At 65.7% G+C, this 17907-nt stretch carries 21 protein-coding genes; 12 read left to right on the top strand and 9 right to left on the bottom strand.

The genetic code is table 11. The features are described 5' to 3' along the window. Positions 1-14 precede the first annotated feature (14 nt). Entirely contained in the window at positions 15-410 is a 396-nt protein-coding gene (locus tag ACTJLC_RS18655) for a hypothetical protein (protein WP_310313697.1), read from the bottom strand. 130 nt (positions 411-540) lie between these two features. On the opposite strand from ACTJLC_RS18655, the gene ACTJLC_RS18650 reads away from it, so the two are divergent. The 4 genes from ACTJLC_RS18650 (at position 541) to ACTJLC_RS18635 (ending at position 3711) form a co-directional block, all read left to right on the top strand. Further along, positions 541-1149, top strand: a complete 609-nt coding sequence (locus ACTJLC_RS18650; protein ID WP_310313694.1) for a TetR/AcrR family transcriptional regulator — start codon at positions 541-543, stop codon at positions 1147-1149. A 127-nt stretch (positions 1150-1276) separates the two neighbouring features. Next, complete coding sequence (locus ACTJLC_RS18645; RefSeq protein WP_154873055.1) at positions 1277-2086, top strand: oxidoreductase; 810 nt, start codon at positions 1277-1279, stop codon at positions 2084-2086. A gap of 76 nt (positions 2087-2162) precedes the next feature. Beyond that, positions 2163-3164 (top strand): NADP-dependent oxidoreductase, encoded by a 1002-nt coding sequence (locus tag ACTJLC_RS18640; protein ID WP_310313690.1) that lies wholly within the window; start codon positions 2163-2165, stop codon positions 3162-3164. 160 nt (positions 3165-3324) lie between these two features. After that, positions 3325-3711 carry an RcnB family protein gene (locus ACTJLC_RS18635; protein WP_310313687.1) on the top strand — a complete coding sequence of 129 codons (387 nt, stop codon included), beginning with the start codon at positions 3325-3327 and terminating at the stop codon, positions 3709-3711. Between the two features lie 115 nt (positions 3712-3826). On the opposite strand, the gene ACTJLC_RS18630 is transcribed toward ACTJLC_RS18635, so the two are convergent. Next, on the bottom strand, positions 3827-4801 hold the full coding sequence (locus tag ACTJLC_RS18630) for a LysR family transcriptional regulator (RefSeq protein ID WP_310313684.1): 975 nt from the start codon (positions 4799-4801) through the stop codon (positions 3827-3829). Positions 4802-4902: 101 nt separating this feature from the next. On the opposite strand from ACTJLC_RS18630, the gene ACTJLC_RS18625 reads away from it, so the two are divergent. The 6 genes from ACTJLC_RS18625 (at position 4903) to ACTJLC_RS18600 (ending at position 11371) form a co-directional block, all read left to right on the top strand. Beyond that, positions 4903-5979, top strand: a complete 1077-nt coding sequence (locus tag ACTJLC_RS18625; RefSeq protein WP_440844822.1) for an ABC transporter ATP-binding protein — start codon at positions 4903-4905, stop codon at positions 5977-5979. Between the two features lie 116 nt (positions 5980-6095). Next, complete coding sequence (locus ACTJLC_RS18620; RefSeq protein WP_310313681.1) at positions 6096-6809, top strand: HAD-IA family hydrolase; 714 nt, start codon at positions 6096-6098, stop codon at positions 6807-6809. Between the two features lie 31 nt (positions 6810-6840). Then, a complete protein-coding gene (locus tag ACTJLC_RS18615; RefSeq protein WP_310313678.1) occupies positions 6841-8220 on the top strand; it encodes an FAD-dependent oxidoreductase in 1380 nt (459 codons plus the stop codon). Continuing rightward, entirely contained in the window at positions 8217-9125 is a 909-nt protein-coding gene (locus ACTJLC_RS18610) for an ABC transporter permease (protein WP_073428854.1), read from the top strand. The genes ACTJLC_RS18615 and ACTJLC_RS18610 overlap by 4 nt, the downstream gene beginning before the upstream one ends. After that, positions 9122-9916 carry an ABC transporter permease gene (locus tag ACTJLC_RS18605; RefSeq protein ID WP_310313675.1) on the top strand — a complete coding sequence of 265 codons (795 nt, stop codon included), beginning with the start codon at positions 9122-9124 and terminating at the stop codon, positions 9914-9916. The genes ACTJLC_RS18610 and ACTJLC_RS18605 overlap by 4 nt, the downstream gene beginning before the upstream one ends. Positions 9917-9943: 27 nt before the next feature. Next, positions 9944-11371 carry an aldehyde dehydrogenase family protein gene (locus tag ACTJLC_RS18600; protein ID WP_310313673.1) on the top strand — a complete coding sequence of 476 codons (1428 nt, stop codon included), beginning with the start codon at positions 9944-9946 and terminating at the stop codon, positions 11369-11371. Positions 11372-11401: 30 nt separating this feature from the next. Here ACTJLC_RS18600 and ACTJLC_RS18595 read toward each other — a convergent pair whose 3' ends face one another. The 4 genes from ACTJLC_RS18595 to ACTJLC_RS18580 form a co-directional block, all read right to left on the bottom strand. Continuing rightward, positions 11402-13087: a GMC family oxidoreductase gene (locus tag ACTJLC_RS18595; protein WP_310313671.1), complete on the bottom strand. Its 1686-nt coding sequence runs from the start codon at positions 13085-13087 to the stop codon at positions 11402-11404. A gap of 101 nt (positions 13088-13188) precedes the next feature. Beyond that, positions 13189-14247, bottom strand: coding sequence for an ABC transporter substrate-binding protein (locus tag ACTJLC_RS18590; RefSeq protein ID WP_073428858.1), 1059 nt, complete (start codon positions 14245-14247; stop codon positions 13189-13191). Between the two features lie 403 nt (positions 14248-14650). Continuing rightward, complete coding sequence (locus ACTJLC_RS18585) at positions 14651-14776, bottom strand: hypothetical protein (protein ID WP_268801993.1); 126 nt, start codon at positions 14774-14776, stop codon at positions 14651-14653. A gap of 40 nt (positions 14777-14816) precedes the next feature. Continuing rightward, entirely contained in the window at positions 14817-14969 is a 153-nt protein-coding gene (locus ACTJLC_RS18580) for a DUF6496 domain-containing protein (RefSeq protein ID WP_167363281.1), read from the bottom strand. A 337-nt stretch (positions 14970-15306) separates the two neighbouring features. Here ACTJLC_RS18580 and ACTJLC_RS18575 point away from each other — a divergent pair, with 337 nt between their 5' ends. Next, positions 15307-15624 carry a four-helix bundle copper-binding protein gene (locus ACTJLC_RS18575; RefSeq protein WP_310313669.1) on the top strand — a complete coding sequence of 106 codons (318 nt, stop codon included), beginning with the start codon at positions 15307-15309 and terminating at the stop codon, positions 15622-15624. A gap of 36 nt (positions 15625-15660) precedes the next feature. Further along, positions 15661-16383 carry an extensin-like domain-containing protein gene (locus ACTJLC_RS18570; protein ID WP_440844817.1) on the top strand — a complete coding sequence of 241 codons (723 nt, stop codon included), beginning with the start codon at positions 15661-15663 and terminating at the stop codon, positions 16381-16383. A gap of 9 nt (positions 16384-16392) precedes the next feature. Here ACTJLC_RS18570 and ACTJLC_RS18565 read toward each other — a convergent pair whose 3' ends face one another. The 3 genes from ACTJLC_RS18565 to ACTJLC_RS18555 all read right to left on the bottom strand — a co-directional run bounded on the left by ACTJLC_RS18565 (position 16393) and on the right by ACTJLC_RS18555 (position 17620). Then, the gene (locus ACTJLC_RS18565) at positions 16393-16638 is read right to left on the bottom strand and encodes a hypothetical protein (RefSeq protein ID WP_083081416.1); all 246 of its coding nucleotides are present in this window, start codon (positions 16636-16638) and stop codon (positions 16393-16395) included. An 86-nt stretch (positions 16639-16724) separates the two neighbouring features. After that, positions 16725-17201 carry a hypothetical protein gene (locus ACTJLC_RS18560; protein WP_310313661.1) on the bottom strand — a complete coding sequence of 159 codons (477 nt, stop codon included), beginning with the start codon at positions 17199-17201 and terminating at the stop codon, positions 16725-16727. Next, positions 17198-17620 carry a DUF6566 family protein gene (locus tag ACTJLC_RS18555; RefSeq protein WP_310313658.1) on the bottom strand — a complete coding sequence of 141 codons (423 nt, stop codon included), beginning with the start codon at positions 17618-17620 and terminating at the stop codon, positions 17198-17200. Before ACTJLC_RS18555 ends, ACTJLC_RS18560 begins: the two co-directional genes overlap by 4 nt. Positions 17621-17907: the final 287 nt, after the last annotated feature.

Below are 17907 nucleotides of genomic sequence, written 5' to 3'. Positions count from 1 at the left end.
GCCGCTCCGCGCATTCACTCCTCGCACTTCACGTCTTGCCTCGGCACGACGATGATCACCGGATACGTTCCCCTGTCGAGTTCCACGCGCGCCACCACGGTCATTGTCGCGTCGTCGCTGTCGTCGTACACGCTCACCCTCTCGTGCCGAAGGCTGGTGACGCCGACGCAGCCGGACGCGCGGCCCTCATCGGAGAGTTTGCACTGAATCGGATTCTCGGCCAGATAGCGATACCTGTTCGAACTCGACAGGTATTCGCGAAGGCTTTGCGCCGTCCCGCCAATGCCGGTCACGTAGGCAATCGCGCACTGCTGTTTCGGCGTTTCATTGCCGGTCGGCGTTTCGGCGTTCGCGTGCGCGCTCATCGCGGCGATGCCTGCGATAAGCGACGATGCGATGATGGACTTCATGGCGCGGTTCCCGTTTTGTGGATCTAAGCGCAGGATTGTAAAGTCATCGCGACAAGCCGGCAGCCCTGCCGAAGCGTTGGCTTGAGCGTCGGCCGTCGCGCGGGAAAAACGCGGGTGTCGAAACTAGTATATGATGACCGTCATGAAAAAGCCCCCAGTCAAGCGGAATACTGCCAGTCGCAAGGAACTCACACACGAGCGCATCGTCGAGGTGGCCGCCCGCGCGATCCGGCGCAGCGGCTACGCCGGCACGGGCGTGGCCGACATCATGAAGGAGGCCGGCCTGACGCATGGCGGCTTTTATGCCCACTTTCCGTCGCGCGAAGTGCTGCTTGCCGAAGCGGCCGACCGTGCCGGCGCCGAAGCCGTGGCCATGTCCGAACATATCGCGGCCTCCGTGCCGCCCGACCAGGCGTTGCCGGCGATCGTGCGCGCGTATCTGTCGAAAGAGCATTGTCAAAGCGTGGAAACGGGCTGCCCGGTCTCCGCGCTCGGCTCGGAGATGCCGCGCCAGGCGCCCGTCGTGCGGCGCGCGGCCACCCGCCGCATCAAGGAAATGATCGATGTCGTCGCGCGCCAATTGCCCGACTGGGGCCAACCGGGCGCACACGAACAGGCGCTGATGACGGTCGCCACGATGGTCGGCACCTTGATGCTGGCGCGCGCCGTCGACGATCCGAAGCTCACGGATAGTTTTCTTGAAACCGCATTGAAAAAACTCGCGCCCACTGATGTGTGAATCCGCCCGGCCCGGCGCCGGTTTTCGCTGCACCTTAAATATGATGACAATCATACAAATGGCAGGATGAAAGCCCAGCCACCCACGTATCAGCATCGCTCACATCGCTCACTATCGGAAGAACATCATGGAAACCAGAATAGCGCTCGTTACCGGCGCGTCGTCGGGAATCGGCGAAGCCACGGCCAAGCGGCTCGCGCAGGCCGGATACACGGTCTACGGCACCAGCCGGCGCGGTGCGCAAGGCGGCCAACGGACCTTCGAGATGCTGCCGCTCGACGTGACGAGCGAGGAATCGGTGGAAGCGGCCGTCAGCGAAGTCCTGCGCCTGCACGGCCGCATCGACCTGCTGGTGAACAACGCGGGCTTCGGCGTCGCCCCTGCCGCCGCGGAAGAGAGTTCGATCGATCAGGCCCGAGCGATCTTCGATACGAACTTCTTCGGGATCGTCCGCATGACGCGTGCCGTGGTGCCCCATATGCGCCGACACGGCAGCGGCCGCATCATCAACATCGGCTCCGTGCTGGGTTTTCTGCCGATGCCCTATATGGCGCTGTATTCCGCCACCAAGCACGCGGTCGCGGGTTACTCGGAGTCGCTCGACCACGAGTTGCGCACCAAGGGCATTCGGGTTTCGGTCATCGAGCCCGCGTACATCAAGACGGCCTTCGACGCGAACTTCATGGCGCCCGACGCCCCGCTCGACGAATATCGCGAGGTGCGCTCGGCCGTCGACAAGCGGGTGAAAGAGGTGGTCGAGAATGCCGACGGTCCCGAGGTCGTGGCCGAAACCGTACTGCGGGCCGCCGGCGCGGCTCGTCCGAAGCTGCGCTATACGGCCGGCGGACTCGCCGGCCGTCTGCAATTGCTACGCAGGTTCGCGCCTGCGGGCCTGGTGGACGCCGGCATTCGCAAGGATTTGCGGCTGGCAACGTAGGCCGCGTGACTGTCTCTCCCGTTTTAAAGCCGCGACCCGCGAAACAAAGTGATGCAATGAGCAATAAGGAACTGTGATGAAGGCATTCGTCGTCGATCGATATGGACGCAAGAATGGCGTACGGGCCGGCGATATGCCGGTTCCCGAACTGCGCGAGGACGACGTATTGATCCAGATTCACGCCGCCGGCGTGAACCCGCTCGATTCGAAGATCAGAGATGGGGAATTCAAGCTCCTCCTGCCTTATCGTTTGCCATTGATTTTAGGCCACGACCTGGCGGGAGTGGTTGTCCGCGTCGGACCGCGCGTGCGGCGATTCAAGCCGGGCGATGAAGTCTATGCGCGACCGCACAAGGACCGCATCGGCACTTTCGCGGAATTCATCGCGGTCAAGGAAGACGGCGTGGCGCTCAAGCCCACGTCACTCAGCATGGAAGAAGCGGCTTCAATGCCCTTGGTGGGATTGACCGCCTGGCAGGCGCTGATCGAAAAAGGCCAACTCACGAAAGGGCAGAAAGTACTCATCCATGCGGGCTCGGGCGGCGTCGGCACCTTCGCGATTCAACTGGCGAAGCATGTGGGCGCGACTGTCGCAACGACGGCGAGCGCGGCGAATGCCGAGTGGTTGAAGCAACTCGGCGCGGATATCGTCATCGATTACAAGAAAGACGACTTTGCGACAATCCTGAAAGACTACGACGTGGTGCTGGATACACAAGGCGGAAACACGCTCGAGAAGTCGCTGCGAGTGCTCAAGCCGGGCGGCAAACTCATCGGAATCGCGGGTCCGCCTGATCCCGATTTCGCCAAAGAGATAGGTGCCTCGTTGTTCCTGAAAACGGCGATGCGCTTTCTGAGCTACCGCATTAGAAAAGCGGCGAAACGTCATGACGTCAGCTATTCCTTTCTTTTCATGCGTGCGAATGGGGAGCAACTCGGTCAGATCGCCGCGCTCGTCGACGCAGGTGCGATAAAGCCCGTGATCGATCGGGTTTTCCCGTTCGAGTCGACCAACGAGGCGCTGGCTTATGTCGAGAGAGGACGCGTGAAGGGGAAGGTGGTCGTCAAGGTCCAATAGCAGGACTTTGCTTCTCTCCACCCTCACCCAACACAAGTAGATCAATCCCCGACAGTTCGCTATCATGCCCCTGACCCAGTGCTTCTGAGGTCCGATGACTGTCGCCGGGATGCTGCTTCATGCCTGGGCCGTCGGGCAACCACCTAACAGGAGATAAGCAATGAAGAAATCGCGCATGCTTCTCGCGTCGCTGATAGTCACCGGCATGCTGGCGTCGTCGCTCGCGAGCGCACAACCGCCGCACGACAAGTCCGGCCACGGCAACTCGGGTAAAGGCGATCATGGTCACGGATCGAAGGGGCACGGCCCGAAAGACGCGCCGCCCGGACACAGCGCCGACGGTCCAGGCAATTCGGCGAACGCGCCCGGACACTGGCGCAAGGGCGATCGCCTGCCTCCGGAATACCGCGATCGCCAGTACGTGATCGACAACTGGCGCGACTACCACCTTGCTCCGCCTCCGCGCGGCTATTCGTGGGTCGGCATTGGCGGCGACTATCTGATGGTGCAGATTTCGTCCGGCGTGGTTCTGCGGGTCGGCCCGTAATCTGGCGCATCGGTAGGCCCGCCGCGGCCTACCTCACCTCACCTCACCTCACCTCATCTGCCAGCCGCGCCGCCGCTTCTTCGGCGCGGCGCGGAATCGAACCACGCGGCCCGCATCAAGACCCGATCGCGAGCCCCGCGTCACGCAGCAACCCGCGCAGCCCGAGCTTCGGATATCGGCTATCCACCGCGCGCACGTCGGCGCGCGTCTCGCCGATGATCCAGTCGCGCACCTCCGCCGCGACCGGCCGCAACGGCCGGCCCTCCGGCCACACCAGGCAGCAACGCCGGTTGGTGACGATCACCTGTTCTTCGGCCGGCAACAGCGCGCCTTCCAGCAGCCAGTGCGACACCACGTTGAGCCAGCCTAGCGCCACACCCTGCCCGAGCAACGCGGCCTGCACGACGATCGCGTAATCGTTGAAGCTCAGCATGCTCGCCGGATGCCGCCCGTGCGCCGCGAACTCGCCGAAGCGCTCATGCCAGCCGCGCTCGCCGTCGTCCATCACGATCACCGTATCGCCGTGCTCGCGGCCCGCCTCGGTCGACGCCGTCTCATGGTAGCGATGGTTGCACACCGGCAGCAGCGTCTCCGGCATCACGAGCACGCTGTTCTCGCCGATCTCGTCCTCGCGCAGAAAGCGCATGCCGAGATCGACGTCGATGAGCGGCCCGCCGATGCGCCCTGAAATCAGTTGAAAGCGCAGGTCGACATTCGGGAACGCCTGGTTCAGCCGGTTCATGCGCGGCATCAGCCAGTGCGTGGTGAAGGCCGTGGAAACGGACAACGTGACCGACTCCACGCCGGTCGCCCTCGCCTCGATCTCGCGGATCGCGCCTTCTATGCCGTTGAAGCCCTCGGAAATTTTCCGGTAAAGAATCCTGCCGTTCTCGGTCAGCTCGATGCCGCCGCGCACGCGCTCGAACAGGCGCACGCCGAGATGGTCCTCCATGCGCGCGAGCATTCGGCTCACCGCGGGCTGGCTGACATACAGTTCCTGTGCCGCGCGCGTGAAGTTCCCGCAGCGGGCGGCGGCTTCGAACACGAACAGCGCATTGGCGCTCGGCAGTTTTTTGCGCAGGTTAGGCATGACCTCATGTTATGCCTTCTCCAACAATTTGGGAATTGCCGCCAAAATAGACGCGGCCTATATTTTCCCTAACGCAGGCTTCTTCAGCGAGACAGAACGCAATGGACGCACGAGCGAAAACAGGTGTTTCGATCCGATCGGCAGCGAAGCGTTATGGCCCGGTAGTGGCCCTCGACGACGTTTCGCTGGAGATCGCCCCCGGCGAATTCGTCTCGCTGCTGGGCCCCTCGGGCTCGGGCAAGACCACGCTGCTCGGCATTCTCGGCGGCTTCGTGCAGCCGAGCTCGGGGGCGGTCTGGGTCGGCGAGCGCGACATTACATTTGCGCCGCCGCATAAACGCGACATCGGCATCGTGTTTCAGAACTACGCGCTGTTTCCGCACATGAGCGTCGGCGAGAACGTCGCGTTTCCGCTGCGCGCGCGCCGTCAGCCGAAAAACACATGGGCGAGGAAAGTGGCCGACGCCCTCGCGATGGTCGAACTCTCCGGCTACGAGAACCGCGGCATCGGCCAGCTTTCGGGCGGCCAGCGCCAGCGCGTGGCGCTCGCCCGCGCGATGGTGTTCGAGCCGCAACTGATCCTGATGGACGAGCCGCTTTCCGCGCTCGACAAGCAACTTCGCGAAACCATGCAGATCGAATTGCGGCGGCTGCATCGCAAGCTCGGCGCGACGATCGTCTACGTGACGCACGACCAGCGCGAGGCGCTCACGATGAGCGACCGCGTCGCGGTGCTGAAGAACGGCCGGCTCGTGCAGATCGATACGCCCGAGCGGCTCTATGACCGTCCGTGCGATGCGTTCGTCGCGAGTTTCATCGGCGAGGCGACGCTGCTCGACGTGACGCGCGCGGGCGACGACGCCGTGCGTCTCGGCGAGACGGTGCTGCGCACCGCGCACCCGCTGCCGCGCGGCGACAAGCTGCTGCTCGCGGTGCAAACCGAAAAGCTCGTGATCGACAACGGCGACGCGCGCGACGGCGTGAACCACCTGTCGTGCCGCGTCACCGAGGTGCTTTATCAAGGCGAAAGCCTGCGTGTGTTCGCGGCGCTCGCCGACGGCACCGCCATCAGCCTCCGGCAGCCGGGCGGCCACGATGCGCGCCGCCGCATTCCGCAGCCGGGCGCGCACATGAGCGTCACGCTCGATCCGCAAGACACGATCGTGGTGCCCGCCTGAACCAACGCCTACACGCCTGCACTCGGACACGCCTATGCGCCAATCCAACCTTTCCAGCCGCCCGCGCGCGGGCCTTTCCCTCTCCGCATCACAGCAAACCGCAAAAGGATGATTTCATGAAGCTCACCGATTTCAAGGTCCTGACGTTCGACGTCGTCGGCACACTCATCGACTTCGAGCGCGGCGTGCTCGCCTCCGTGCGGCGCCTCGGCGGCGCGGCGGCGAAGGACCTCAGCGACGATCAGATCTTCGAGCCGTACATGCGCGGCCGCGCGGCGTTCCCCGGACGTTCGAGCCACGAAATGGCGAACGTCTATCTGTCGCTGGCAAAGGAACTCAATTTGCCCGACGACCCGCAATCGGCCGCCGCGTTCCAGCGCGACGTGCTCGAATGGCCCGCGTTCGCGGATTCGGTCGCGGCGCTCAAGCGCTTGCGCAAGCACTACCGCCTCGTCGCGATGACGAACGCGGACCGCGTCGCATTGTCGGCGTATGCGCACACGCTCGGCGATCCGTTCGACGACACCGTGTGCTGCGACGAAACCGGCGTCGCCAAGCCCGACCCGCAGTTCTTCGCGTACAACCGCGGCCGCCAGGCGGCCTTCGGCTACAAGTTCAGCGAAATCCTGCACACCGCGCAGAGCCAGTACCACGATATCGGCATCGCCACGCAGCTTGGCTACGCGACCTGCTGGATCGAGCGCCGTCAAGGCAACAAGGGCTTCGGCGCGACGCCGGTGCCCGAGGCCGTCACCACGCCGACGTTCAGGTTCGCGACGCTCGCCGCGCTCGCGGACGCCGTCGAAGCCGAAGCGCGCCTCGCCGCGTAACGCCATGCCCGCGCCGACGACATCGCGCCTCATGCCCGCGCCGCATAACCAGCCGGATAAGCAGCCGGATAACCAGCCGGATAACCAGCCGCTTAACCAGCCGCTAAGCCAGCCGGACTCGCTCTGGCGCGCGCTCGCAGCCACATCGCCCGATGAAAGCGCGGCGCTCGGCACGCCGCTGACGCGCGATCTCGACGTCGAAGTCGCGGTGATCGGCGCGGGCTACTCGGGCCTCGCGGCCGCCTATGCGCTGCAAAAGCGCGGCGTCGAATGCGTGGTGCTCGATGCGAACCCGGTCGGCTGGGGCGCGAGCGGGCGCAATGGCGGCGTGGTGTCGTCGAAATTCAGGCTGTCGTTTCCGGCGATCCACGCGCTGCACGGCCTCGACACCGCGAAGCGCATGCACCGGCTCGCGCACGAAGGCGTGCGCGTCGTCGAATCGCTGGTCGACGAGTTCGGGCTCGAACGCGCCCGCTTCGAGCACACCGGCAGCCTGCGCTGCGCGCACACCGAGCGCGCGTTCGCATCGATCCGCGCCGAGGCCGACTGGGTGCGCACGACCCTCGGCGATACCTCGATGACCGTGCAATCGCGCGATGAAGTCACGCGCGAGACGGGTTCCACGGGCTTTGTCGGCGGCGTGTTGAGCGCGGACGCCGGCACGATCCTGCCGCTCGAATACGTGCGCGGCCTCGCGCGCGGCATCGCGCGGCGCGGCGTGCCGATCCACGAATCGACGCCGGTGCTGGAGATGCGCCGCGCGCCCGGCGACACGCGGGTCACGCTGCGCACGCCCGGCGGCACGGTGCGCGCGAAACAGGTGATCGTCGCGACCAATGCCTATTCCGACCTCACGCCCGCGACCTCGCCCTATCAACGCGAACTCGTGCCGTTTCGCAGCGCGATGATCGCCACCGAACGCCTTCCCGCCGAACTCGACGCGCGCCTGATGGTCGAGCGCCGCAGCTACACCGAAACGCGGCGCATGATGAAGTGGTTCCGCAAGGTGGACGGCCGCATGCTGTTCGGCGGACGCGACGCGTTCGGCAAGGAAGGCCAAACCACCGGCTTCGACGCGTTGCAGCGCGCGATGATCGCGCTCTTTCCCGAACTCGCGGACCTGCGCGTGGCGTATCGCTGGTCGGGCTATGTGGGCATGACGTTCAACTCGCTGCCGCACGTTGGCCGTAGCGACGACGCCACGACCTTTTGTCTGGGGTATAACGGAGCAGGCGTCGCGATGGCGAGTCTGCTCGGACAACACGCCGCCGCGCTCGCGCTCGGCGAGACGCCCGAGCTTTCGCTGCTCGCCGCGCCCGGCCTGCGCCCCGTGCCCTTTCATTCGCTGCGCGCGCCGGGCGTGAGGCTCGTCGCCGCGTGGTATCAGTTTCTCGACGCTGTAGGTGCATGATGACAACCGCCAAGCGGATGCTCCAGGAACCCACCTTGATCCAGGCCACCGAGTCCGATCCCGCCACGCGCCACCAGCGGCGCGAGGATCGCACGATGCTTCTGCTGATGACGCCCGCGCTCCTCGTGATCGTGGTGCTGCTCGTCGTCCCGCTCGCGTGGCTGTCGTGGCAATCCATCTGGCACGACGGCTTCACGCTCGACAACTATCGGCGCATGTTCACGGGCGCCTACGTCGACACGTTCCTGCTCACGTTCAAGCTGAGCATCGTCGTGACCGTCATTACGCTGGCGCTCGGCTATCCGGTTGCGTATCTCGCGGCCTCGCTGCCGCCGAAACTCAGCGCGCTCGTGCTCGGCATGGTGATCCTGCCGTTCTGGACCAGCGTGCTCGTGCGCACTTATGCGTGGCTCGTGCTGTTGCAGCGCACGGGGCTCGTCAACAAGGCGCTGATCGCCTCGGGCCTGATCGACCGGCCCGTGCAGCTCGCGTACAACCAGTTCGGCACGATCCTCGCGATGGTTCATATCCTGCTGCCGTTCATGGTGCTGCCGCTCTATTCGGCGATGCAGAAAATCCCGCCGAATCTCTCGCAAGCGGGCGCGAGCCTGGGCGGCTCGCCGCTGCACGTGTTCCTGCGCGTGTTCCTGCCGCTCTCGATGAGCGGCGTATTCGCCGGCGTCACGCTCGTATTCGTGCTGTGCCTCGGCTTCTACATCACGCCTGAACTGATGGGCGGCGGCAAGTCGATCATGGTGTCGATGGTGGTGAGCCGCAACGTCGAGATCTACAACAGTTGGGGCGCGGCGAGCGCGGTGAGCGTCGTGCTGCTCGTCTGCGTGGGCGCGATCTTCTATGCCGCGAGCCGCGTCGTGCCGCTCGAAAAAACCCTGGGGGCGAAATGAACAGGCTCTCGTTCGGACGCATCGTGCTCGGCGCAATGGTCGTGCTGATCCTGCTGTTCCTGATGGTGCCGGTGCTGATCGTCGTGCCGCTGTCGTTCTCCGACACGCGCTTCATGACCTTCCCGCCGCCCGCCTACTCGCTGCGCTGGTATCACTCGTTCTTCGACAACCCCGCGTGGATCGACGCCGCGCGCACCACGCTCATCGCGTCGAGCGCCGCCGCGCTGATCGCCACGCCGCTCGGCGTGTGCGCCGCCTACGCGATCCAGAACGGCACGCACTGGATCATGCGCTATCTGCGCACGCTGCTGATGCTGCCGTTGATGGTGCCGATCATCATCGTCGCGGTGGGCGTGTTTTTCGTCTACTCGCAGGCGGGCTATGTGAATACGCTCGGCGGCCTGATTCTCGCCGATACGATGCTCGGGCTGCCGTATGTGCTGATTTCGGTCGGCGCGGATCTGCGCACCTTCGACCGCACGCAGGAGATGGTCGCGCGCAGCCTCGGCATGAACCGCTTTCGCAGCTTCATGGCGGTGACGCTGCCGCAGATCAAGGCGAGCGTGATTTCCGGCGCGGTGTTCGTGTTCATCCAGGCGCTCGACGAAACCGTGGTCGCGCTGTTCGTGTCGGGCGGCACCAATCAGACGCTCACGCGCCGCATGTTCGTCACCTTGCGCGACGAGATCGACCCCACCATCGCCGCGATCAGCACGATGCTTACCGCGCTGACGCTGTGCCTCGTGATGATCGTCGTGGTGAGCCGCCGCTCCAGCGCGGCACGCGCCTGAGCCCATCCTTCAAAAACCCTCTACGCCATGACCAATGCACTGAAGTTCTATATCGACGGCAAATGGGTCGAGCCGTCGGGCGCCGCTCGCCTGCCCGTCATCGATCCCTGCACCGAGGAAGCGATTGCCGAAGTGGCGATGGGCACGCCCGCCGACATCGATCGCGCGGTGGCGGCGGCCAAACATGCGTTCACCTCGTTCTCGCAAACCACGCCCGCCGAACGCCTCGCGCTGATCCGCCGCATTCTCGACGTGTTTCTCGAACGCCACGACGAAATGGGCGAGACGATTTCGCGCGAGTTGGGCGCACCGCGCGCGATGGCGCATGCGTGGCAGGCGGGGATCGGCCGGCGGCATCTGGAAGAACTGATCCGCACCTGCGAGAGCTTCGCCTGGCAGCGCAAGAAAGGCACCACGCTCATCAATCACGAGCCGGTGGGCGTGGTCGCGCTCATCACGCCGTGGAACTGGCCGATCAATCAGATCGTCTGCAAGGCCGCGCCCGCGATCGCGGCCGGCTGCACGATGGTGCTCAAGCCGAGCGAAGTCACGCCGTTGAACGCGCTGCTGTTCGCGGAGATCCTGGACGCCGCGGGCGTGCCGCCCGGCGTCTTCAATCTCGTCAACGGCGACGGGCCGAGCGTCGGCGCGGCGCTTGCCGCGCATCCCGACGTGGACATGGTGTCGTTCACCGGCTCGACGCGCGCGGGCATCGAGATCGCGAAGCTCGCCGCGCCGACCGTCAAGCGCGTGCACCAGGAACTCGGCGGCAAGTCGGCCAACATCCTGCTGGACGACGTGGATTTCGAAGCGGCCGTGACCGCGGGCGTCAACGCGTGCTTCGGCAACAGCGGTCAGTCGTGCAACGCGCCGACGCGCATGCTCGTGCCCGCGGCGCGTCACGACGAAGCGGCGCAGATCGCACGGCGCGCGGCTAAGGCGCAGTGCGTCGGCCCCGCCGATCACGAACGCACGACCATGGGGCCGGTGGTCAGCAGCGTGCAGTTCGAGCGCGTGGAGCGGCTGATCGCGGCCGGCATCAAGGAAGGCGCGCGCGTCGTGGCGGGTGGCCTCGGCCGTCCGCCGGGTCTCGAACGCGGCTATTACGTCCAGCCGACCGTGTTCGCGAACGTGCGCCCCTCGATGACGATCGCGCGCGAGGAAATCTTCGGACCGGTGCTCGCGATCATGCCGTATCGCGACGAAGAAGAGGCGATTGCCATGGCCAACGACAGCCCTTTCGGCCTCGCGGCCTATGTTCAATCCGCCGACCTGGAACGCGCGCGGCGCGTGGCGTTCAGGTTGCGCGCGGGAAGCGTATACCTGAACTATCCGTCGTGGGATGCGGGCTCGCCTTTCGGCGGATACAAGCAGTCGGGCAATGGGCGCGAATACGCCGAGTGGGGCCTGGAGGCGTTTCTCGAAGTGAAGGGAATCGTGGGGTTTGGCGATTGATGGCAACTTAAGCGAAGGCGCGCGAGGCGATCAGCGCCCTCGCAGCCTGTCCGCGATGCGCTCCGCGATCATGATGGTCGGCACATTCGTGTTGGCGCAAGGTATCGACGGCATCAGCGACGCATCGCACACATAGAGCCCATCGACGCCGTACACCGCGCCGCGCGCATCGCACACGGCGAGCGGATCGTCGGCGGCGCCCATCCGGCAGGTTCCCGACGGATGCCACGTGCCGCCCACCGAACGCGTGACGAAACGCGTGAGAGCTTGATCGTCGGCGAGCAGATCGTCGAGCGTCACGCCTTGGGTGACCACGCGCCGCACGAGCCACCCGCGCAGCGGACCGGCGATATCCAGCAGCGCGCTCAGCGTGCCGCGCTGCAACGCGTTCCATGCACCCGGCACGGCCACGCTCGCGACGCGCGGCGAATAGCTCGAAGGCAACAGCGTGGCGCGATGTTGCGCCATCATCGGATCGGCCAGCGTGCTTGCGCCGAAGCGCAGCGCGAGCTTCAGCCGTTCGAGATCGCGTGGATCGGACAGCATGTTGAAGTCGACGACGGGCTCGGCATGCGGGTCCGCCGACGTGAGCATGACGCGCCCACGCGAGTACGACTTGTTCACCCAGAAGAAGATCGTGCCGAGCCGATAACCGACCGAATGCCAGCCCGAACGCGAGAGGATCGCGCCGTGCATGTCGCCGGGCACCGTATCGCGCACGCCTGACGAAAAGCGCACGATGGCCTGCTCGTGATGTTCATCGGGAAACGGCGTGCGGGCCGCGCGCGGCAACACGGCGGAGACCGCGATCGACGGATGCTCCATCAGATTGCCGCCGACGCCCGGCCGATCCGCGCGCACTTCGATGCCGAGCGCCGCGAGATCGGCGGCGGGTCCGATGCCGCTTCGCATCAGGAGCGCGGGACTGTGAATCGCGCCCGCGCAGACGATCACCTGCGCGGCCAGCACATCCTCGGCCGCGCCGTCGTTCGCTTCGCCGCCGACGATGCGCGCACCCACCGCGCGCTTGCCGTCGAACAGCACGCGCTCGACCACCCTGCCCGTGCGGATCGTGAGATTGGGCCGCGCCCGCACGGCGTCGTCGAGATAACAGACCGAAGTCGGAATGCGCTCGCCCGCCTCGCTCACCGCGATCGCCCCGATGAACGTGCCGTCCTCCCACGCCCCGTTCTGATCGTCGCGCCGCACGTGGCCGCGTGCGTCGAGCGTGGCGAGCACCGCGCGCACGAAGGGCGAGATGCGTGCCCACTTCGCGCGTTGAATGCGCAGCGGACCGCTTGCGCCATGCAGTTCGCCGCCGAAGTCGCAATCGTGTTCGAGCTTGCGGAAATACGGCAGGCACGCGCTCCAGGTCCAGCCGTGCGCGCCGAGCGCGTGCCATTCGTCGTAGTCGGCGGGCGCGCCGCGATTGGCCATGAGCGCATTGATCGCCGAGCCGCCGCCGAGCAAACGCGCCTGTTCGTAGCGGCGTGTCGTCGCCGACGCGCTCATGCGCGCCTTCAGGCGTTGCCAGATGTTCGCCGTGTCGAGATAAGCGCGGCCCGGATAGCGGCTGCGCACCGCCGCGGGCATGTCCGTACGCGAGATATTGCGGCCCGCCTCGATGAGGCAAACCGTCTTGCCGGGGTCTTCGGAAAGGCGCGCGGCCAGCACGCAGCCGGCCGAGCCGCCGCCGAGAATCAGATAGTCGATCACGTTCGATGAATACGCGGGCGATGGAAGCTGCGACAGGAAACGACCTTGCGCGCGAGCCGCTGGGTTCAGCGGCCCGCGCCGGTCAATGCGTTAGACCCGCCTTACTGCATGAACTTGAGCCAGCGCGCCTTCGCCTGGATGCCCGCATCCGAGGCCCACCAATCTTCCGACATGAGCGCCTGCTTTGCCGCGTTCTCCGGCGAACTCGGCAGTTCGCTCGCGCGCTTCGCGTCGATCTTGCCCGTTTTGAAGGCGGCCGGATTGCCCGGACCGTAGTCGATATAACGCGGCAGATTCGCCTGCAATTCCGGCGAGACGGCGGCGTTGACGAACCTGATCGCGTCGGCGAGATTCGGCGCGTTCTTCAGCACGCACAACTGCGTGTTCTGGAGAATGCCGTCGTTGAAGGTGAAGTCGACATCGGGATTGTCCTTGCGCACGGCGCTCGCGCGGCCGTTCCAGATCATCGTCATGTCCACTTCGCCGTCGTGCAGCAATTGCGCGGACTGCCCGCCCGAGGTCCACCACACGGTCACGTCCGGCTTGATCTGCTGAAGCTTCCTGAACGCGCGATCGACGTCGAGCGGATAGAGCTTGTCGCGCGGCACGCCGTCGGCGAGCAGCGCGGCTTCGAGCACCGTCTGCGGATCGTTGCGCAGCGCGCGCGAGCCGGGAAACGCCTTCACGTTCCAGAAATCGGCCCAGCTTTGCGGCACCTTCTTCAACGTCTTCTTGTTGTAGCCGATGACCGTCGAATAGAACTCATAGGCGACCGAGTACGGCGTGCGGTATTTCTCCGGCATCGCGGCGCCGTTCGGGATCTTCGAGAAATCGAGCTTTTCCAGCAGACCCTCGCGGCCGCCGCGCAGACAGTTGGACGTCGGCGTATCCACCACGTCCCAGATCGGCTTGCCGGTGGCGGCCTGCGCCTTGATTTGCGGCCACGCGTCGGGAATGCTGTCCTGGTTGACGGTGATGTTCAGCAGCTTCGCCGCCGGGTCGAGAATCGCCTTGGTCTGCGCTTCCTGATACGTGCCGCCTTGCGAGACGAACGTGATTTTTCCCGCGGCGAACGCGGGCGTCGGACACACAGTCGCGAGACTCGCGACGCCAAGGATCAGAACAGCGACAAGCGGGCGCAACGTTGGCTTCTTGATCACGACTTTGTCCTCGATACGGGTGAGCGAACGGGTGAGCAAAAAATATCGTCTATGTAATGCGGCTTTCGTCGGCGCCTCGCGCCGGCGGCAAAAACAGTGGCGATGCGGGAAACGCAAAGAGGAGCAGGCCTTTATACCGCGCGTTTGATCAAAATATAGTGAGTCTAATTTGCCGCGACAACGCCGGAATTGTTTGAGGGTCCATGACGTCACGTTATGACGAACGAATGACGCGTGGCCCGCCAGGCGGGAGCGGGGATCGTGCGGCGCGTGCCTCGGCCTGGCGGGGCGATGAGCCCGGCGGCGCTGGGGAAAGTACCAATAAAAAACGCGCGGCCGTTCAAGCGCCGCGCGCGACTCATGGTGCGCCCGCTACGGCGCACCGCTCATTTCCCCGTTGGACTCAAGGCTGCCGCTGGCCGCCTTGGTGCTGCGGCGCTTTCTGCTGGTTCTGTTGCTGCTGGGCCTTTTCCTTGGCCGGCTCCTTCGGGTTGGCCGGCTGGGTGTTGGACTGCTTGGTATTGCTCATAACGACTCCCGTGTTGAGGATGACGCGCGAGCGGCGGCACTCACTTGCCGCTCTTCTTCGGGATCTTCGCGCCCGACTTGCGCGCCTGATTCAACGCAATGGCGACCGCCTGCTTTTGCGACTTGCCATGCTTGGTTTCCGTCTTGACGTTGTGCGAGACGGTCTCTCTTGAAGTTCCTCTCTTTAACGGCATGATGACCTCCAGTTGAGTTCGTCAAACTGCGCGCTTCACGATGCCGGCCGGCACCTGTTCGTCGGGCGCCCGAGGCACGCTCGATCGCTCGACATGTCACGCCTGTTGACGAGCAATGCGCGTGCCAAATGCGCGGGATGCGCCGCGTGGGAACAGTCGATGCTGCTTGCCTGCAACGGGCATCCGGCGAGGAATCGGCCGCGTGGGTCGATACGCCACATCGATCGCGCGTCCGTGATTTCAAAGCGCGGTCAAAGCGCGGTCAAATATTCAACCGCCCGGGAAGTACTTACAACGCTCGCGGCCCCCGCGCCGCCAATCCCTAGGAGAGTCGACCATGAACGACGCCGACCGCTGCATCGAAGCACTCGACAAGTGCGCCAGGGCGTGCGAGAACTGCGCTTCGGCGTGCATCGCCGAAGGCGCGCTGCCCGAGATGGAAAAGTGCATCCGGCTGGATCGGGACTGCGCGTCGCTGTGCCGGTTCACGTCGGCGGCGCTCGCCCGCGACACCGAATTCATGCGTGATTTCTGCGACCTGTGCGCGCGAATCTGCGATGCCTGCGCGGACGAATGCGGCCGTCATCCTCCGGCGCATTGCCAGGCATGCAGCGACGCCTGCCGTGCGTGCGCGGAAGCGTGCCGCGCGCTGTGAGCGCCGCCGCGTCGCTGCGAGCGCATGCCGCGTAGCGTGCTGCGCCTTGTCCTGGTGGCATTCCTGGTGGCATTCCTGCTGGCATTGACCGGCGCCGCGCTCGTGGGAGCGTGGCTCGTCGCCACTCAGCGCGTATCGATCCCCGAGCGCTGGAATCCGTTTGCACCGTTGAACGTTCAGGCGCCGCCAGGCCCGCTGACTTCGTGGAAGCTGTGGCGCGCGACGCGCGATCCGCAGGCCTGCCGCGCCGCGTTGAACACCTCGCATCTGACGTATGCGCCGGTCGCCGATCAGGCCACGCCCGAAGGTTGCGCGCTGCATGACGCGCTGCGCGTCGAGCGCCTCGACGAAGCGCGGGTGAACAGCCGTTTTCTCGCCACCTGCCCGCTCGCACTCGGCCTTGCGATGTACGACCGCCACTACTTGCAGCCGGCCGCGCGCGCGGTGTATGGCGAGGACGTGCGGCAGATTCTGCACGTGGGCAGTTACGCGTGCAGGAACGTCGCCCGTGCCGCGCAAGGCTCGCTCAGCCAGCATGCGTTCGCCAATGCGATCGATATCGAGGGCTTCGTGCTGACCGACGGCACGCGGATCACGGTCGCCCGCGACTGGGCGAGCGACACGCGCGCGGGCGCGTTCGTCAAGCTTGCGCACGACGGCGCTTGCAGCGTGTTCAATGCCGTGCTCGGTCCCGACTACGACGCGTTGCACCGCGCGCATTTCCATCTGGACATGGGCGCCTATCGGCTATGCAACTAGCGCGCTTCGCTATGCGCCAACCGGACGGTCCAGCTCCGCGTCCCAATGTTCGTCGAGCCACGCGACGGCGCGCTCGTGCGCGAATTCGATCGCCTCGTGTTCATCGAGGAAATCGCGGTGGAACTCCATCTCATGGGTATCGTCGGCCGGGCAATCGTCCGCTGACGGCATATAGATTCGCGCATTGGCGACGATCGCGTCGCCGTCGAGGCTCGCGGTCGCGTGAATCGTGCAGGACTTGTACTTGAACTCCATGACGGTCTCCTTGATGCGAACCCGCAAGCATCGCAACATGCGCCGGCGCGGGAAGGGTGGGCGTTCCGCTTTGCCGCGGACGCTGTTTATTCTTTGCGGCGAAGCGCGGCCGCCGCGAAACCGACCGCAAGCGCGGCGTAGATCAAAAACATCGAACGCCCTGACAGGTGCGCCTCGAAACCGGGCGTGAGCCGCTTCGGCACCGCGTGATAGTCGACCACGTAAGCCACTGCCGCCGTGGTGCCGGCCGCCGCCGCGATCGCCGCGGCGCCGGGACGCGCGCCGTGCGTGTTTTGCCGGCGCGCCAGCAGGGCTTCGAACAGCAGGCCCCAGAACACCGCCGCGGCCTGGTGAATCGCGAGGCCGGTCAACGTGAAACGCGCGCTCGGCCCGGTCTCGCTGAAGGCCCGCCGCGGCCACAAGCTGTGCGTCACCGCGTTGATCGGCGCGTAAGGCGTGCTGCCTTCCGCGGGCGCGCGCGCCGCGGCGGCGACGGCGGCGGCACTGCCCGCCGCGCTGCCCGACACGAGCGCGCGGCGCATGATGCTGGCGAGAAGAGTCATTGCCTGGCCTCCCAATCGAGCACGTCACGGTCCGGGCCGCTGTCGCGCAGGCATCGGTCTATCAGGAAACAGGCGCGTTCGACACCCGCGCGCAACGCTTCCTCGCGCGTCAGCCATTCAGGCGTGATGGGCTGCGCGTCGGGCAACGCGAACGGCTTGCCCGCTTGCGACGCGACGATCACGTCCACCCATGCGCCCTGCGGGTTCTGCCGCGCGCTCACCGTCACGTCGACGCCCCGATGCGTCAGATGCATCGTTCCACCGGCTTCGCCGGCTTCGCCGGGGACGGCCGGCCCGACAGACGGGTCTTCGTTCGCGCGCGGGCTGTCGTGCGTCGCGGGCCCATTCACGGAGGGTCCGTTCGCGGCGTCGATGGGCGGCGCGCCGTCTTGCGTGCGGGACGGGTCCCGGTGTGCCATGCGCATCTCCACATTACGGTCGCTTCATCCGCCGTGGAGCAACGCTTGTGCCGCGAAGCCGAGATGGCCCGAAAGCGGCCCGTCGATCGGCCATGGGCCGCTCCAGCGCCTCTTCACTGCAAGCGGGTAAGGTTTGCAAAGTGCCGGCAAGCCGCAGCCGTCTGCGCGCATGGCCGGCGCGTGCCGCGGCGGGCTGCGTCTCCCGCTTTCAGGCGCTGCCAGGCCTTGCCGACGGCGTTCATACCTGGCGGATCGAAAATTGCGAGTCATCGGTTCAAAGGTGACGA

It is taken from the genome of Paraburkholderia sp. 22099, from assembly GCF_052045835.1.
Taxonomy (GTDB): domain Bacteria; phylum Pseudomonadota; class Gammaproteobacteria; order Burkholderiales; family Burkholderiaceae; genus Paraburkholderia; species Paraburkholderia terricola.
Note: the sequence above shows the minus strand (reverse complement) of the source record. Positions and strands in the feature narration are given on the sequence as shown.

What these genes read in the sequence shown, in the direction of transcription:
- ACTJLC_RS18655 (WP_310313697.1), bottom strand. Translation starts at nt 410, where the DNA reads ATGAAGTCCATCATCGCATCGTCGCTTATCGCAGGCATCGCCGCGATG.
- ACTJLC_RS18650 (WP_310313694.1), top strand. Translation starts at nt 541, where the DNA reads ATGATGACCGTCATGAAAAAGCCCCCAGTCAAGCGGAATACTGCCAGT.
- ACTJLC_RS18645 (WP_154873055.1), top strand. Translation starts at nt 1,277, where the DNA reads ATGGAAACCAGAATAGCGCTCGTTACCGGCGCGTCGTCGGGAATCGGC.
- ACTJLC_RS18640 (WP_310313690.1), top strand. Translation starts at nt 2,163, where the DNA reads ATGAAGGCATTCGTCGTCGATCGATATGGACGCAAGAATGGCGTACGG.
- ACTJLC_RS18635 (WP_310313687.1), top strand. Translation starts at nt 3,325, where the DNA reads ATGAAGAAATCGCGCATGCTTCTCGCGTCGCTGATAGTCACCGGCATG.
- ACTJLC_RS18630 (WP_310313684.1), bottom strand. Translation starts at nt 4,801, where the DNA reads ATGCCTAACCTGCGCAAAAAACTGCCGAGCGCCAATGCGCTGTTCGTG.
- ACTJLC_RS18625 (WP_440844822.1), top strand. Translation starts at nt 4,903, where the DNA reads ATGGACGCACGAGCGAAAACAGGTGTTTCGATCCGATCGGCAGCGAAG.
- ACTJLC_RS18620 (WP_310313681.1), top strand. Translation starts at nt 6,096, where the DNA reads ATGAAGCTCACCGATTTCAAGGTCCTGACGTTCGACGTCGTCGGCACA.
- ACTJLC_RS18615 (WP_310313678.1), top strand. Translation starts at nt 6,841, where the DNA reads ATGCCCGCGCCGCATAACCAGCCGGATAAGCAGCCGGATAACCAGCCG.
- ACTJLC_RS18610 (WP_073428854.1), top strand. Translation starts at nt 8,217, where the DNA reads ATGATGACAACCGCCAAGCGGATGCTCCAGGAACCCACCTTGATCCAG.
- ACTJLC_RS18605 (WP_310313675.1), top strand. Translation starts at nt 9,122, where the DNA reads ATGAACAGGCTCTCGTTCGGACGCATCGTGCTCGGCGCAATGGTCGTG.
- ACTJLC_RS18600 (WP_310313673.1), top strand. Translation starts at nt 9,944, where the DNA reads ATGACCAATGCACTGAAGTTCTATATCGACGGCAAATGGGTCGAGCCG.
- ACTJLC_RS18585 (WP_268801993.1), bottom strand. Translation starts at nt 14,776, where the DNA reads ATGAGCAATACCAAGCAGTCCAACACCCAGCCGGCCAACCCGAAGGAG.
- ACTJLC_RS18580 (WP_167363281.1), bottom strand. Translation starts at nt 14,969, where the DNA reads ATGCCGTTAAAGAGAGGAACTTCAAGAGAGACCGTCTCGCACAACGTC.
- ACTJLC_RS18575 (WP_310313669.1), top strand. Translation starts at nt 15,307, where the DNA reads ATGAACGACGCCGACCGCTGCATCGAAGCACTCGACAAGTGCGCCAGG.
- ACTJLC_RS18565 (WP_083081416.1), bottom strand. Translation starts at nt 16,638, where the DNA reads ATGGAGTTCAAGTACAAGTCCTGCACGATTCACGCGACCGCGAGCCTC.
- ACTJLC_RS18560 (WP_310313661.1), bottom strand. Translation starts at nt 17,201, where the DNA reads ATGACTCTTCTCGCCAGCATCATGCGCCGCGCGCTCGTGTCGGGCAGC.
- ACTJLC_RS18555 (WP_310313658.1), bottom strand. Translation starts at nt 17,620, where the DNA reads ATGGCACACCGGGACCCGTCCCGCACGCAAGACGGCGCGCCGCCCATC.